Below are 14,421 nucleotides of genomic sequence, written 5' to 3' on the forward strand. Positions count from 1 at the left end.
CTAAGCGCCCGCGCCCATGACCCTGCCTCTGCCGCCCCTGCCCCCCGACCTCGCCGCCGCGCCCACGGTAGTGGCGTTTGGCGAGGCGCTGGCCCGGTTTGCCTGCCAGACGGTGCGGGCGCACGGGGTGCAGGTGTGGGCGGTGACGGGTGGGGGCCTCGTGGTCGTGGGGGCCGAAGGCCGGGGCTTGGGCCTGTGTGACGGCACGCTGGCGGCGCGAGCACTCGCGACGGGTGAGCGGCAGGAGGAGGGGATGCTGCTCGCCCTGCCCTTTGGGGGCGGCGTGCTGGAGTTCGTGGGGGCGGAGGGCACGGGCGTAGCGGCGCTCGCCGGACTCACGCCGCTCCTGACGCTCGCGCTGGAGGGGGTGCAAGCCCGCGAGACGCGGCGGGGGCGGGGCCGGGTGGCGGAGACAGTCGAGCAGCTGGTGCGGCGGCTGGGGGGCAGCCTCGACCTCGCGGAGGTGCTGACGGCCACCGCCGAGAGTGCCGCGCTCTCGCTGGGCTTCGGGCGGGCGTTCGTGGCCCTGTTCAGCGAGGTGCAGGAGGGTCGGGCGCGGACGGGCGAGGTCTTTTCGTACGGCTTCGACTCGGCCTTCACGGGCGGGGTGGGCGTAGGCCCCGTCTCCTTTGGGCGTTTGGTCGAGCGCGGCGAGGTCATCGTGTACGACCGCAGCCGGGACGCCGCCTCCCCCCTGGCGGCGGGCCTGGCCGAACTCGACCCCGAAGTGGCCCTTATCGCTCCGCTCAGGGCGCGGGGGCGTCCGCTGGGGCTGCTGTACGTGGACAGCCGCTCGGCGGGGGTCCGTGTCTCGGAAGACGATACCTGGCTGGTGCTCGCGCTCGCCGAGCAAGCCAGCCTCGCCATCGACAATGCCCGGCTCTACGGCACCGAGACGCGCAAACGCGAGGCCGCTGAAGCGCTGCGGGAAGCGGGGGCAGCGCTCGCCGGCAGCCTGCACCTGCCCGACACCCTCTCCAGGGTGCTGGAGCGGGCCACCCTCCTCTTTGGAGCGGACGCGGCGGGCGTCTACGAGCTGCACCCCGACGGACGCACCCTCTCCATCCGGGCGGCGCTGGGGCTGCCCGACGAGTACGTGCTGCGGGCACGGGCCAAGGTGGGGGGCGGGGTCACTGGGCGAGCGGCGCAGCGCCGCGAGATGGTGGCCGCCCGCGACCTCCCCGCCGAGGGCTACGGGGGCAGCAGCCGCTACGCACGGGCCTTGCTCGCACGGGGCGAATACCCCTACCGGGGGGTGGTCAGCCTGCCGCTGGGCACCCGCTCCGGCGTGTTCGGGGTGCTCACCCTCTACTGGACGGCCCCCTTGCCCCTCGGTACCGACGACCTCGCCCTCGCGGAGGTCTTTGCGGGGCAGGCTTCCCTCGCCATCGAGAACGCCCGGCTGTACGAAGAAGAGCTGCGGCGCGAACGCGAAGCCGCCGTCTTGCTCAATGTGGGCCGCTTGCTGGGCGAGGACCAGAGTGACCGCGCCCTGGCGGAGGCCGTGCGGCTGGCGACCCTGGCGCTGGGGGCGGGCCGGGGACTCCTCGCGCTGATGGGAGAAGGCGGCGGGGTAGAGCGCTGCGCGACCTACAACCTGCACCCGCCGGGCGAGGCCGACCTCGCCTCGCTCGCGGGACAACTGGGCCGGGGACCGCGCCCGCTGACCCGGCGGCACGCCCTTCCCGTCGCGGGCAGCGCCCTGATTGTGCCGCTGCGGGGGGGCGGCGAGGGCGAGGAGCTGCTGGGCTTTCTCTATGCCGATGACCCCAGCACCCAGCCGCCGAGTGACCGGGTGCTGGCCCTCGCGCGCAGCGTTGCCGACCAGATGGCCCTGACGCTGACCCGCGAGCGGCTGCTCTCGGCGCTCGCACGGGAGGAAGCCCGCTACCGTCAACTCGCAGAGGGAGCGCATGACCTGATTCTCAGCGCGGACGGGACGGGGGTCATCACCTACGCCAACCCCGCCGCCGTGCGGTTGCTGGGGCCGCTCGTGGGCGCGAGCCTGCTGACCCTCCCCGCGCCGGGGTCGCGGCCCGCCCTGCAAGCCGCTTGGGAAGCCGCGCTGGGCGGGGCCGCCGGGGGCCGCGCCGAGCTTGAGGTGGGGCCGTACCGCCTGGAGGTGCGCCTGAGTGCCGTGAGCGGGCCAGCGGGGGGCATGCTGGCGGTCGCCCGCGACCTTTCCGAACTCCAAACCCTGGCCGCCGAGATTCAGCGCCGGGGCCGGGCGCTGGAGGCCGCGACGAGCCGCCAAACCGAGCTGCGGACCTATCTGTCCCTCTTTACCCAGGCTCAGGAAGAAGAACGCCGCCGCATCAGCCGCGAGCTGCACGACGACACTGCGCAGGTGCTCGTCGCGACCTCGCGCCGGGTCGCCCGCCTCGCCCGCGAGTTGGAGGGGCCGGGGCGCGAGCGGGCGCAGGACATCTTGGAGGACCTGAACGCGGCCATCGAAAGCGTGCGCCGCTTTGCCCGCAACCTCCGCCCCAGCGTCCTGGACGACCTCGGCCTCTTGCCCGCGCTGGAATGGCTGGCGGGGCAAGCCACCACCGAGACCCGGCTGGAAGTCAGCGGCCAGGAGCGCCGCCTGGCTCCCGCCCTCGAACTCACCGTGTTCCGGTTGGTTCAAGAAGCCCTCACCAACGTGGACAAGCACGCAGGTGCCCGCAGCGCCGCCATCCGGGTGGCCTACGCCCCCGATGGGGTGTGCGTGACCGTCCGGGACGATGGCCAGGGCTTTACCCCCCAGCAGGCCCACGCCCGCGCCCAAGCCGGGCACCTCGGCCTTATCGGGCTGCGCGAGCGGGTGGCCCTCGCGGGGGGCGAGCTGACGCTGGAGAGCGGACCGGGGCGGGGCACCGCCGTGGTGTTTACCCTACCGGGATAGGAGTTGCTCTAGAACTCGACGGTCTCGTTGGTGCCCAGGTCGGTCGCGGGCTTGCCGGTCACGGCGGCGCGGGCCATCTGCAAGAAGTTCTTGAGCTTGCCGTCGCTGCCCCAGTACTCGCCACCCTGCGCTTCAATCTTGATGAGCTGAACGTTGGGGTCGTCCATGCCCCCAGGAAAGTAAGCCTTGTAAAAGTCGCTCCACAGCTCTTCGAGCTTGGCGCGGTCCTCGACGAGCTGCGCCGCGCCGCTGATGCTGACGTAGTTCCCGCCGCTGTGGTCCGCGTAGCTGACGTTGACGTGGGGCCGGACCCGCATGCTCTGGACCTGCGCGGTGTCCTTGCCGCCGATGAACCACACGTCGCCGTCAAACTCGGTCTGCTGGGTGGTCATGGGATGGGCCTGGAGGTGGCCATCTTCTGCCTGCACCGTCAGCATGGCGAACTTGACGTTCTTCATGACGGCGGCCATCGCCTTGATGGTTTCCTCGCGGGTGGGGTGCTCGTGGTTCTGGCTCATGGGGGCACCTTGCCACACCCTCCGCGCCGCCCTATGGGGGCATCCGCACCGTCTCAAGGTTGGGTTCAGGCGAGCTTCTCATGGACCCGGTCGGGCACGTTGCGCACCAATACCACGCCCGCCACAAAAAACAGCGCCGCGAGGCCGAAGACGAGGGTGTACCCCAGGTTATCGCCCTGCGCGTTGCCCCAGTCGAGGAGGGCACCCTGCGGGGCGCTGGAGAGCTGCGGGGCGACAAAGGCCACGTGCCAGATGCCCATGTCGCGGGCGTAGCTGCCCGCGCTGGGCATCGCGTCGCTGCCCAGCGCCCAGTCCACGCTGGTAAAGGCCCCAAAGCCCAGCCCAAAGACGAGCGCCAGCACGAGCGCCGCCGCAAAGCCCGGCGCGATGAGCAGCAGGAGCGCCGCCCCGGCCATCAGTCCGCCCGCCACGTAAATCACCGGCTTGCGGCCCACCCGGTCGCTCAGCCGCCCGCCCACGAGGGCCGAGGCGATGCTCCCCACGATGATGCAGGCCAGCATGACTGAAGTGCTTGTGCCCGCATCCGCCTGCCGCAGCACGTCGGCGTTGTAGTACTGCAAAAAGGGCTGCACGCTGTACTGCCCCAGCGCGAACAGCACCCGCGTCACGAACACCCAGAAGAAGGGCGCGTAGGCAAAGACCTGTGCCCAGTTCAGCCGGGGAGCATCGCCCCCTCCCTCCACCCGGTCCAGCTCGGCGGGCAACCCCCGCAGGGTGACGAGCGCCGGACCAAGCAGCAGTAGGGCAATCAGCAGGTAAGACACCCAGGCGGGCAACCCCAGCGCCCCCAGCCCGAAGGCGGCAACCGCCCCCAGCAGTTGCCCAAAAGCCTGGAGCATCGCCATCACGCCGCTGTAGCGCCCGCGTTCGCGCACCGCGACAAGTTGCGGAATCAGGGCGCTGTAGGGGGCGGTGGCATAGTTGTTGCCAAACTGCACGAGCAAGAAGCCCGCCACATACACCCAAAAGCCCCCGACCCCCGAAAGAACCGTGGCCGCAAACGCCATCACTGCCAGCCCCGCCAGGTTGACCGCCAGCCCCAGCCGGATATAGGGCAGCCGCCGCCCCGAACGGTCACTCCGCGCCCCTACGATGGGCGGCAGCACCAGCCCGATGACTGCCCCTACCGCCACCAGCAGGCCCAGATAGGTGCCCTTTTGCGCCTCGCCCACAAAGCGCAGCACGTCGGCGGGCATCAAGATGAGCAGCAGCAGCAGCCAATGAAAGGCGGTGCCAAACCAAAAGGCCGACAGCGCCCACGGACTGACCGGAGTCGGGGCGGGCGGGCGCACGGGCGGCTGGGTTGCAGTCATGTGCGCCGAGTATAGGGCGGGTCTTTACCTGCCATTTACCCGCCTTTCGGGGTGTGTGACGAACAGCAGTCGCGGCGCGGGGCAGCGCGGCAGACTGCCCGCATGACCTCTCCCGTGAACCTCGAAGAAGCCCTCGCCGCTTTCCGCACCGCCTTTACCTACGAGCATCCCGAAGGCATCCAGGTCACTCCCCAGGTGCACGAGAACGAACTACGTGTGGAGGTGCGGCACCAGGACGTGAGTACCCTGCGTGGCTTCGACGTGGTGGCCCAGCCGCTAGAGACTGAAGAGCGCGACGCCGGGCAACTCGGCGAGGACATCGCCCGCGTCGTCGAGCAGGAACTGATGTACGGCCAACTCCCCGCTGTGGGCGAGGATGGGGCTTTTCGCCGCATTGTCGTTTGACCCGACCCGCTGAGAAGGGTGAGGAAGAGCTGGCCTCCGCCGGCCAGCGGCTTTCTAAGCGAAACGTTATCGCCCCCCGTAGTTCGGCGCTTCCTTGGTGATGGTGACCCCGTGGGGGTGACTTTCAACCAGGCTCGCCCCCGTGATGCGGATGAACTGGGCCTCGCGGCGCAGGGTTTCCAGGTCAGGTGCGCCGCAGTAGCCCATGGAGCTGCGCAGGCCCCCGACAAACTGGTAGAGCACCTCGCCCACGGTGCCCCGGTAGGCGATGATGCCCTCGATGCCTTCGGGGACGAACTTGCGGCTGCCCGACTGGAAATAGCGGTCTGAGCTGCCCTGGTCCATCGCCCCCAAGGACCCCATGCCCCGGTAGCTCTTGTAGCGGCGGCCATCGCGCAGCACGATCTCGCCGGGGGCCTCGTCCGTTCCGGCGAGCATCGACCCCATCATGACGGCGCTGGCCCCCGCCGCAATCGCCTTGGGTACGTCGCCCGTCTGCTTGATGCCGCCGTCCGCGATGACCGGGACTCCCGCCTCCAGCGCCGCTGCCGACGCCTCGAAGATGGCTGTCACCTGCGGAACGCCGACGCCCGTGACGACGCGGGTGGTGCAGATGCTGTTGTGAACAACCGCATTGTCCGCAATAAAGCTGTGGGTGGGGCAATCCACCTCGATGTCATAGACGGGTAGACTCAGCTTGAGTTCGCGGCGGGACAGGGGCTTCACCACCCCGTAGTCGGGAAGCTGCCGGGCCGCATGAGAGACGCTGAGTCGAGCGCGGTAGGAGTCGAGCAGTTCACCTTTGACGCCCTGAAGCCCGCCGAGGTCGCCAGGCTCCACATGCATGTTGGGGAGGCTGCCGTCGAGGAGATGGCACAGCAGCCCGAACAGTTCGAGCAACTCGCGGGAGGAGTTGACGAAGCACTGCCGACCATCGGCGGCGACGTAGCCGTCACTCTCCAGCAGGCCGTCTTTGAGGCCCCGCAGGTACTCCGCATTGTTGACCAAGTAGGTGTGGGGCAACGCCTTGTGTTCCCGCTTGCCGAACTGAGCCAGGAGCCGCGCCCACGGCAAAGAATACAGATGCACCGTGATGAGGTTGCCGTCTACCTTCAAGCTGGGACGGACACCGGTGACCCGCTCGGCGGCGGCCCGCAGCTTGTCCGCGATGTCCCGCTCTTCGTGCGAGAAGTACCACGACACCCGCCCGATTTCGGACCCCACACGCGTTTCGCTGCCATTGTGGTTGATAAAGGCGTGTCCATCCCCCAGGAAAGTGCCAAACAGGTAGCCGAGGTCGTAGCTCTCCCGAATCTTCGTCTGGTAACGCTGCTGGAGTGGGGCTTGCCGAACCGCGAAATCACTCAGGTCGATTTCGAATGACTCTGGCAGCTCGAAGTGAAGCTGGCGGGGCATCAGGAACACGTCTCCCTCCGCTTCCCCCACGGCTTTCCAACGCAACTTGCTCTCGCCCAGGCGGGTGGGGCGGCCCAAAGAACGGGCGTATCCCGCCGAACGGAGGGAAGCGGCGCTCACGGTGCTCAGGTCGCCCACCCAGTAGCGATGGTCGGGGGTCACCAGCGTCTCACGGGGGGCGTGAACGTGCCGCACCGCTATCACCTCGCGGATGCCGGTGCACCACGCGTTGACGACGGTGACGGGCCGCCCGTGCATGTTCAGGACGCGGTCCCCGACCCTAACGTCTTCGATATTCTTGTAATAGCCGCCCGCCATCAGCACGCGGGTGCCAGCCGCGAAGCACCCCGGCCCGATGCCGACCTTCACCGCGTCCGCGCCCGCCGCAATGAGGTCCTGCGCCCCGGTGCGGGTCGCCACGTTCCCGGCAATCACGTCCACGTCGAAGGTTTCTTTCACCCGCGTCAGGGCGTTCAGGATGCCCTGGCTGTGGCCGTGAGCGCTGTCCAGCACCAGCACGTCGGCCCCCGCTGCGACGAGCGCCCCAGCGCGGTCCAGCAGGTCAGCCCCCACCCCGATGGCCGCGCCCACCCGCAGCCGTCCGAGGTCGTCCTTGGCGGCGCGGGGGTACTTGACCCGCTTGGCGAGGTCCTTGATGGTGATGAGGCCGCGCAAGAAGCCCTCGCTGTCGGTCACCAGCAGCTTCTCGATGCGGTGGCGCTTGAAGATGTCCTGCGCCTGTTCCAACGTAGTGCCCACCGGCACGGTGATGAGGCCCTCGCGGGTCATCACGTCCGCAACCGGAAGGCGGAGGTCCTCGACAAAACGCAGGTCGCGGTTGGTGATGATGCCCAGCAGCTTGCCAGAAGGGTCTGTAATCGGCACCCCACTGATTTTGTATTCGGCCATCAGGCGGTCCGCGTCGGCGACGCTCGCCGAGGGCGGCAGGGTGATGGGGTCCACAATCATGCCGCTCTCGCTGCGCTTGACCTTGCGGATCGTCTCGGCCTGGGCATCGATGCCCATGTTCTTGTGGATGATGCCCAGGCCGCCTTCGCGCGCCATCGCCACGGCCATCGCGGTTTCGGTGACCGTATCCATCGCCGCCGACACGAAGGGGATGTTCAGCCGCACCCGCCGGGTCAGCTGCGTTTCGACGCTGACCTCGTGCGGCAACACTGTAGAATGCCGGGGCAGCAGCAACACGTCGTCGAAGGTGATGCCTTCCCGCCCGAACTTGTAGGCATAGCGGTCTTCCTGGGACGCCGGGGACGGCTGATTTGCTGGCGTCTGAGCGGGGGTCGAGGGGGCACTCATGCACCGCAGTGTACCCGCGCCGGGTGAGGACACGTCCGGCCCCTCCGACCGCCCCGCCCCTTGCACGCCTTCAGGGAGCGTGCTAGATTCTGCCTCGCCCTGGAACAGGGCCGGCAACAAACGTGGGGTCGTAGCTCAGCTGGGAGAGCGCGTCGTTCGCAATGACGAGGTCAGGGGTTCGATCCCCCTCGACTCCACCAAAAAGAGAAGGAGGCCCGCCCCGTGCGGGCTTTTTTCTTGTTCACCTCCACCCCCACCCGTGCGAGTGGGGGTGGAGGTGTGGGTCTGTATCAGCGCCGCACCACCGCTGGGTATTCCGGCTCCTGACGCAGGGGCGCGAGGGCTGCCACCTGGAGGGGCAGGGTGAGGAGGCGCTCGCCCTGGCGCAGCTCCAGGCCCGCGCCCGCGAGCCGCAGGGTCACGCCCGGCAGGGTCTTCAGGGCCGCGAGGGGGACATAGGCGGTGCGGCCCGCGAACTGCACGGGGAGGGTGCGCGGGGTGGCCCCGGCCCCGGAGAAGACGAGCGTCACCGTGCGCGGGGTGAGCACCTGCACCCGCGCTCCCAGCGCCGCCGTGAGGTCGCTCAGGGGCAGGGCCACCTGCCCCCCCACGACTCTGGCCCCGCGCCCGGCAGCCTCGGCGGCGGCCTGCGGCGTGCGGGTGGGGGCGAGCGGGGGCGTCACCGGGCGAGTGGGGGCCGGAGCCGGGGCGGCGGGCGCAGGCTGAGTGGGGGCCGCCGTATTCGGGCGGGTCGCCGGAAGCGCGGCCAGCGCCGCCCGCTTGGCAGCGGTGCGGGCGGCAGCCTCCTGCGGGGTGAGCACCCGGCCCCACCCGGCAGGCACGTTGCGGAAACTCGTCCACGGACCGTCGGCGAGGGGAGCCTGCCGCTCCACGGCGCTCAGGCCGCCGCCCTCGGTGGAGAAATACAGCACTCCCCGGTCACTCACGGCGACGGACGTGTCGATTTTCTTGCCCGTCTTGAGGGTCCAGCGGGCCTGTCCGTTCGGCCCGATGGCATGAACGGTCCCCGCCAGGTCCGGCACCACGATGCTGCCGTCGGCGAGTTCTGCTGCTGCCGCCGCGACCGGAGCGCCCGCTGCATAGACCCACGCGTCCTCCCCCGCCGTGTTGACGGCGTAGACCTTGCCGTCATAGCTCCCCACGACGACCAGGTCCCCGCTCGTGACGATGGGGCTGGCATTGATGAAAAGGGCTGTCTGCCGGGTCCAGCGCAACTTCCCGGCGGGATCCAGAGAATAAAGCTTGCGGTCGCTGGAGCCGAAATACACGTTGCCCTGACGGTCGATGGCCGGGCTGCTAAAGACGAGCGACCCGGCTCCAAAGGTCCACTTGAGCCGACCGCCGGGGGTCAGCGCGTACAGGCGGTTGTTGTGCGCACCGAAATAGATGGTGCCGTCGAGCGCGACCGCCGGGCTGCTAAAGACGGGTGCCCCCACCTTGAAGGTCCACAGCACTTGGCCGCCCGGTCCCAGCGCGTACACCGTGCCGCTCGCCGTCGCCGCAATCAGGCTGCCGTCGGCCCGCAGGGCGGGGGTGGCAAAGATGTCCCCGTCGAGCCGGGTGCGCCACAGTTGCTTGCCCGAAGGGTCGGCCGCGTAGATATGGTCATCGTAGGAGGCGGCAATCACCGTGCCCTGAGGCGTCACGACCGGGCTGGCCCGCCCGATGTCCCCGACCGGGAGGTTCCAGCGTTCGACCCCCCGCGCGTCGGTGCGGTGCAGGCGGTTGTCGGACCCGATGAAGTAGAGGTCCCCGTCGTCGCCCACCGAGAGGCTGGACAACACCTTGAGGTCTTTGAACCAGGTGACCGTGGGGGCGGCGATAGACGGGGCCTGCGCCAAGGCGGACGCGCCCAGCAGGGCAAGTGAGAGAGAGAGCGCTTTTCTCATGTGAAGGTAAGCTCCTTTACACTCCCTTTACAGGGTGGTTTGTCGGATGGACGCTCGCCAAGGTAGCGTCTTAAGATGCTCTCGCTATGAAAAAGATTCTCATGCTGACCGCGTTCGCCCTGGCGGGGCTGGCCGCCGCTCAGGACACCACCACCACCGAAACGCAGCAAACCGAGACGACGGAAACGACCACGGTGGAGACCACCACGGCCCCCGTCGGTCCTGCTGCCCTCAGCGCCGAAGAGAACTTCGCCCGCGCTCAGGAATACGCGGTGCAGGCGGACGTGGCTTACCCCCTCCCCTTCTACGACCGCACCCTGTGGAAGGCCGCCGTGGACCACGCCTTCTACGCCGCGCAGCAAGAACCCTCCAACCGCGACTACCAGGCCTACCTCGCGCAGCTCTACACCAAGACCCAGTGGTGGATTAACGCCTACAACGCCTGGCTCCGTCTCGGCAACCTCAACGAGACTGAGCGCCAGCTCGCCAGCCTGAGCGCCGCCAAGCTCGCCTACATCGCCCTGCAACGTGGCGACCGCGCCGCCGCCCGCACCTACGTCGACCAGGGCCTGAGCTGGGCCGACAGCGCCAGCCTCCGCGCCATCCAAAGCCGCCTGTAATCCGGCGCGTCACTCCGGTACGCCCCCCTCCTGGCGGGGGGCGTGCTTGTTGTTCCCCGCCCCGGTGCCGCCCTAGACTGTCCCCATGCGCGTGCTCGCCCTGTCCGATACCCACGGCCTGCTGAGGCCGGAGGTGCTCAGGCTCGCGGCGCAGGCAGATGCCGTGCTGCATGCGGGAGACGTAGGGCGGCCAGAGGTGTTGGAGGCGCTGCACGAGGCTTGCCCCGGCCCGGTCCATGCCGTGCGTGGCAATGTGGACCGCTCACCGCCCCTTGCGGACCTCCCGAAGACGGCGCTGCTGGAACTCGGCGGCGTCTGGGTATACCTGCTCCATGACCTCGCGGCCCTCGACCTCTCGCCCGGCGCGGCAGGGGTCCAGGTGGTGGTGTCCGGACACACCCACCAGCCCCGTGCCGAAGAGCGGGAGGGGGTGCTGTACCTCAATCCGGGGTCAGTGGGACCGCGGCGCTTTCGGTTGCCCATGGCCTGCGCGTGGCTGCACCTGGAAGGGGGCGGCGCACGAGCAGAACCCCTGGTGCTGCCCCCCTGAACCACCCGGCGCGGGTGCTAGCCTGCCCCCTATGACCGCCCTCTCCGCCCCCGTGCGCATTCACGGCACCCTCCACGCCCTCCAGGTGCCCATCCCCTACCCGATGAAGACGGTCACCGTGCTGGTCGACACGGGCGGCCCGGTCACCCTCATCGACACAGCCCTCGACACCCCGGAAGCGCGGGGGGCCATCGAGGACGGGCTGGCGGCCCTCGGCCTGCACTGGCCCGATGTGGAGCGGGTCATCATCACCCACCACCACCCCGACCACTACGGGCTGGCGGGCCTGCTCGAGGAGCGCAGCGGGGCCACTGTGCAGATGCTCGACGTCGAGATTGGCCGCGGCGAGCGCTACTGGCACCGCTGGGAGGAGTGGCTGCCGGGACACGTCAAACACCTGGCCGACCACGGCCTGCCGCCCGAACTGCTGGAGAGCCTGGAGCGCGACAGCCGCCGTACCCGCGACCGGGTGCACCCCGCGAGCCGGGTGCGTCCACTGCGCGAGGGCCAATCGGTGCCGCTCGCGGGGGGTGAGTGGGAGGTGCTGTGGCTCCCCGGCCACGCTGACGGCCACCTGGGCCTCTGGAACGAAGCCGAGAGGCTGCTCATTGCCGGAGACGCCATCCTGCCGCGCATCAGCCCCAACGTCGGCCTGTACGCCTACACCCGCCCCGACCCCCTGGGCGACTACCTCCAAACCCTCGGCAAGCTCGAAGCCCTCAACCCGTGCCGGGCGGTCGTGGGGCATCATGGCCCCGTCATGGAGGGCGTGCAGGCCCGCGCCCGCGAACTGCGCTCGCACCATCACGAGCGGCTCGACTTCGTGCAAGCCGAAGCCACGCGGAAGGCCCGCACCGCTTACGAACTCAGCCTCGTGATGTTTCCGCGTGACCTGAACGTTGCCGGGCGGCGCTTCGCTCTCGCCGAGACGCTCGCGCACGCCGAGCACCTGCGGCTGCTGGGAGCGCTGGCCCGGACCTGGCAGGGCGGAGCCTGGGTGTACCACGCCTAGCGGTGCTCAGCGGCAGACGCCCGCGCTGAGGCTGAAGCGGAGCCGCCGCCCCAAGCCCCGCTGGGGGCCTCACGCCGCCACGGTTGGCCCCCGGCCCCCGGCTCTATACTCGCGCCCATGACGGCCCCGGAACTTCAGCGCATCATGCGGGCACTCTCGGACAGCGGGCTGACGGTCGAGGCCATCGAGGACGGTGCTCTGGTGCAGCACGGCGAGAGCCGGGTGGCCCTCTTTGCGGAGGCGGACCCTCAGGGCGGCGTGATGGTGCGCCTGCACCTCGACCTCGACCTGTACGTCGAAGAAGACTCGCTCGCAGACATCCTGATGGGCATGAACCTGATGAACCAGGGCCTCGACTACGGGGCACTCATCCTCGACCCGGTCGACGAGGAGGACCCGGCGGGGGATGCGCCCCTCACCTTCGCCGTGTTGGGCCGCGCCGTGCTGTGGCTGCGCGACCTCGGCCCCGATGAGCTGGCGCGGCTGCGCGAGCACCTGCGCCGCTTCGAGGCCGAAGTGACCGGAGCGGTCGAGCGCACCCTGCACGGGAGTGGCGGCCTGCGAGCGTAAGGTCAGCCCCCTGGCCAGAGACTGGGGATGTCGCGGCCCCGGTCTTGCTCATTGCGGCCAGCGCCCGCTCTTCCCAGCGCTGGCCCTCACCTGGGCCGCCCCACACAGTCTGGTTCCCTCCACCTGAGATACACTTGTCCCGCAACTTTCTCGTGTTGGCACCGTGTTCGGACGCCCACCCTCTGAGCCGGGCGGTCTGCCCGTGCAGCCGGAGGAAGTGATGCCCAACCGTTCTTTCTCATCTCGCCAGCCCCAGCCCGCGCACTTCACCCTGCTCAGCCAAAACCGGGTGTACGGCATCTTTACGTCTCTGGAAGACGTGCGGCAGTGCACCTCGCGGCTGCTGGCCCTCGGCCTCAAAGACCAGGCCGTGCAAATCATCATGGGAGACGAGGGGTACCGCGCCATCGATGCCGAGGGCCACGGCCTATGGCGACGCTTCTTGCGCCTGATGCAGGGGTTGACCGACGAGGGCAGCCACATCGGGCAGTACGCCCGCGCCCTGGGCAACGGCGACATCGTGCTGAGTGTGGACCTTGCCCATGCCGGGGTCAGCGTCGCGGCAGTCGCCCAGGCCTTCCGCGACAGCCACGCCCACTTTGTGAACCACTACGGCCCCTGGGTGGTCGAGCCGCTCGAGGCTTGAGGCGACCGCCGCAGCCACAGCACCAGGGGGCGGGGGGCGGAACCCCGCCGGCCCGGCCCCCACCCGAATGTTGGGTTAATGACGTTTACTGACGCTCTTGCAGGGGCACGTAGTGCTGGTCGCGCTCGCCGGTGTAGAGCGCGTCGGGGCGCAGCAGGCGGTTCTCACGGGTGTACTCGATGACCGAGGCGCACCAGCCGCTGATGCGGGCCAGCGCAAAAATCGGCGTGAAGTACTCCTTGCGAATGCCCAGGTCGGAGTAAACGGTCCCGGAGTAGAAGTCCACGTTGGGGTAGATGCCCTTGGAGCCGATACGGTCCACGACCACGCGCTCGATGGTTTCAAGAATCTGGTAGTAGTTGCTCTTGCCTTCCTTGTTGGCGACAACTTCGGCGTAGTCGCGCAGCACGCGCGAGCGGGGGTCGAAGTACTTGTAGACGCGGTGGCCCACGCCCATGATTTTTTCCTTGCGGTCCAGCTTCGCGGTGATATAAGCCTCGGCCTTGTCAGGGGTGCCGACCTCGTCGAGCATGTCCATCACGGCCTCGTTCGCGCCGCCGTGCAGCGGCCCCTTGAGGGCGCCGACCGCTGAGGTGATGCAGGAGTACATGTCGCTGAGGGTGCTTGCCGTGGCGATCGCCGTGAAGGTCGAGGCATTCATGCCGTGGTCAGCGTGCAGCACCAGGGCGATGTCAAAGAGCCGGGCCTGCTCCTCGGTCGGCTCCTTGCCCGTGAGCATGTACAAGAAGTTGCCGGCGTGGGTCAGGTCCAAGCGGGGGGCCACGATGTCCTGACCTTCCTGGGCGCGGCCCAACGCCGCAATGATGGTCGAGAACTGAGCAATCATCCGCACCGAGATGGCCCGGCGGGCTTCTTCGGTGGTTTCCTCAGCCTGGGGGTCCAGCAGACCCAGGTAAGAGACAGCGGTCCGCAACGCCTGCATGGGGTGGATGCCGCGGGGCATGTCGCGGATAACCTGGATGAGGGCTTCCGGCAGGGCGCGGTTGGCCTTGAGTTCGGCGTCAAAGGCAGCAAGTTCGGCGGCAGTGGGCAGCTTGCCGTTCAGCAGCGCCAGCGAGAGTTCCTCGAAGGTGCTGTGCTCGGCCCACTCCTGAATCGGAATGCCGAGGTGAGTCAGGATGCCCTCGGCCCCGTTGATGAAGGTGAGCTTGCTTTCGGTGAAGAGCACACCTTCCAGCCCCTTGGCAACGTTGGCGGTGTTCGTCATGGTGCGCT

At 69.0% G+C, this 14,421-nt stretch carries 12 protein-coding genes and 1 tRNA gene; 8 read left to right on the forward strand and 5 right to left on the reverse strand.

The genetic code is table 11. The features are described 5' to 3' along the window. Positions 1 to 16: 16 nt before the first annotated feature. Positions 17 to 2,887: a GAF domain-containing sensor histidine kinase gene (locus H565_RS0100875; protein WP_034407862.1), complete on the forward strand. Its 2,871-nt coding sequence runs from the start codon at positions 17 to 19 to the stop codon at positions 2,885 to 2,887. An 8-nt stretch (positions 2,888 to 2,895) separates the two neighbouring features. Here H565_RS0100875 and H565_RS0100880 read toward each other — a convergent pair whose 3' ends face one another. Together H565_RS0100880 and H565_RS0100885 are read right to left on the reverse strand one after the other, a co-directional pair. Then, positions 2,896 to 3,405, reverse strand: a complete 510-nt coding sequence (locus H565_RS0100880; protein WP_027459375.1) for a pyridoxamine 5'-phosphate oxidase family protein — start codon at positions 3,403 to 3,405, stop codon at positions 2,896 to 2,898. 65 nt (positions 3,406 to 3,470) lie between these two features. Further along, on the reverse strand, positions 3,471 to 4,739 hold the full coding sequence (locus tag H565_RS0100885) for an MFS transporter (protein ID WP_027459376.1): 1,269 nt from the start codon (positions 4,737 to 4,739) through the stop codon (positions 3,471 to 3,473). 102 nt (positions 4,740 to 4,841) lie between these two features. Here H565_RS0100885 and H565_RS0100890 point away from each other — a divergent pair, with 102 nt between their 5' ends. Then, on the forward strand, positions 4,842 to 5,144 hold the full coding sequence (locus H565_RS0100890) for a hypothetical protein (RefSeq protein ID WP_027459377.1): 303 nt from the start codon (positions 4,842 to 4,844) through the stop codon (positions 5,142 to 5,144). Positions 5,145 to 5,210: 66 nt separating this feature from the next. Here the strand turns inward: H565_RS0100890 and H565_RS16750 are convergent, their stop codons facing one another. After that, positions 5,211 to 7,877 (reverse strand): IMP dehydrogenase, encoded by a 2,667-nt coding sequence (locus tag H565_RS16750; RefSeq protein WP_245576136.1) that lies wholly within the window; start codon positions 7,875 to 7,877, stop codon positions 5,211 to 5,213. A 124-nt stretch (positions 7,878 to 8,001) separates the two neighbouring features. On the opposite strand from H565_RS16750, the gene H565_RS0100900 reads away from it, so the two are divergent. Continuing rightward, a tRNA-Ala gene (locus tag H565_RS0100900) sits at positions 8,002 to 8,077 on the forward strand. Positions 8,078 to 8,167: 90 nt separating this feature from the next. Here H565_RS0100900 and H565_RS0100905 read toward each other — a convergent pair. Continuing rightward, the gene (locus H565_RS0100905) at positions 8,168 to 9,787 is read right to left on the reverse strand and encodes an outer membrane protein assembly factor BamB family protein (RefSeq protein ID WP_027459378.1); all 1,620 of its coding nucleotides are present in this window, start codon (positions 9,785 to 9,787) and stop codon (positions 8,168 to 8,170) included. 86 nt (positions 9,788 to 9,873) lie between these two features. On the opposite strand from H565_RS0100905, the gene H565_RS0100910 reads away from it, so the two are divergent. The 5 genes from H565_RS0100910 (at position 9,874) to H565_RS0100930 (ending at position 13,185) form a co-directional block, all read left to right on the forward strand. Continuing rightward, positions 9,874 to 10,407 carry a hypothetical protein gene (locus tag H565_RS0100910; protein ID WP_027459379.1) on the forward strand — a complete coding sequence of 178 codons (534 nt, stop codon included), beginning with the start codon at positions 9,874 to 9,876 and terminating at the stop codon, positions 10,405 to 10,407. Positions 10,408 to 10,492: 85 nt separating this feature from the next. Then, on the forward strand, positions 10,493 to 10,957 hold the full coding sequence (locus H565_RS0100915) for a metallophosphoesterase family protein (RefSeq protein WP_027459380.1): 465 nt from the start codon (positions 10,493 to 10,495) through the stop codon (positions 10,955 to 10,957). A gap of 31 nt (positions 10,958 to 10,988) precedes the next feature. Beyond that, on the forward strand, positions 10,989 to 11,969 hold the full coding sequence (locus tag H565_RS0100920; protein ID WP_027459381.1) for an MBL fold metallo-hydrolase: 981 nt from the start codon (positions 10,989 to 10,991) through the stop codon (positions 11,967 to 11,969). A gap of 117 nt (positions 11,970 to 12,086) precedes the next feature. Next, positions 12,087 to 12,539, forward strand: coding sequence for a hypothetical protein (locus H565_RS0100925; RefSeq protein ID WP_027459382.1), 453 nt, complete (start codon positions 12,087 to 12,089; stop codon positions 12,537 to 12,539). A 220-nt stretch (positions 12,540 to 12,759) separates the two neighbouring features. Further along, positions 12,760 to 13,185, forward strand: coding sequence for a hypothetical protein (locus H565_RS0100930; protein WP_027459383.1), 426 nt, complete (start codon positions 12,760 to 12,762; stop codon positions 13,183 to 13,185). Positions 13,186 to 13,270: 85 nt separating this feature from the next. Here H565_RS0100930 and H565_RS0100935 read toward each other — a convergent pair whose 3' ends face one another. After that, entirely contained in the window at positions 13,271 to 14,413 is a 1,143-nt protein-coding gene (locus H565_RS0100935) for a citrate/2-methylcitrate synthase (RefSeq protein ID WP_027459384.1), read from the reverse strand. Positions 14,414 to 14,421: the final 8 nt, after the last annotated feature.

Origin of the sequence: Deinococcus murrayi DSM 11303 (assembly GCF_000482805.1) — a bacterium.
GTDB lineage: Bacteria > Deinococcota > Deinococci > Deinococcales > Deinococcaceae > Deinococcus > Deinococcus murrayi.

Coding starts and splice junctions, on each gene's coding strand:
- H565_RS0100915 (WP_027459380.1), top strand. CDS start 10,493: ATGCGCGTGCTCGCCCTGTCCGATACCCACGGCCTGCTGAGGCCGGAG.
- H565_RS0100890 (WP_027459377.1), top strand. CDS start 4,842: ATGACCTCTCCCGTGAACCTCGAAGAAGCCCTCGCCGCTTTCCGCACC.
- H565_RS0100920 (WP_027459381.1), top strand. CDS start 10,989: ATGACCGCCCTCTCCGCCCCCGTGCGCATTCACGGCACCCTCCACGCC.
- H565_RS0100930 (WP_027459383.1), top strand. CDS start 12,760: ATGCCCAACCGTTCTTTCTCATCTCGCCAGCCCCAGCCCGCGCACTTC.
- H565_RS0100905 (WP_027459378.1), bottom strand. CDS start 9,787: ATGAGAAAAGCGCTCTCTCTCTCACTTGCCCTGCTGGGCGCGTCCGCC.
- H565_RS0100875 (WP_034407862.1), top strand. CDS start 17: ATGACCCTGCCTCTGCCGCCCCTGCCCCCCGACCTCGCCGCCGCGCCC.
- H565_RS0100910 (WP_027459379.1), top strand. CDS start 9,874: ATGAAAAAGATTCTCATGCTGACCGCGTTCGCCCTGGCGGGGCTGGCC.
- H565_RS0100935 (WP_027459384.1), bottom strand. CDS start 14,413: ATGACGAACACCGCCAACGTTGCCAAGGGGCTGGAAGGTGTGCTCTTC.
- H565_RS16750 (WP_245576136.1), bottom strand. CDS start 7,877: ATGAGTGCCCCCTCGACCCCCGCTCAGACGCCAGCAAATCAGCCGTCC.
- H565_RS0100885 (WP_027459376.1), bottom strand. CDS start 4,739: ATGACTGCAACCCAGCCGCCCGTGCGCCCGCCCGCCCCGACTCCGGTC.
- H565_RS0100925 (WP_027459382.1), top strand. CDS start 12,087: ATGACGGCCCCGGAACTTCAGCGCATCATGCGGGCACTCTCGGACAGC.
- H565_RS0100880 (WP_027459375.1), bottom strand. CDS start 3,405: ATGAGCCAGAACCACGAGCACCCCACCCGCGAGGAAACCATCAAGGCG.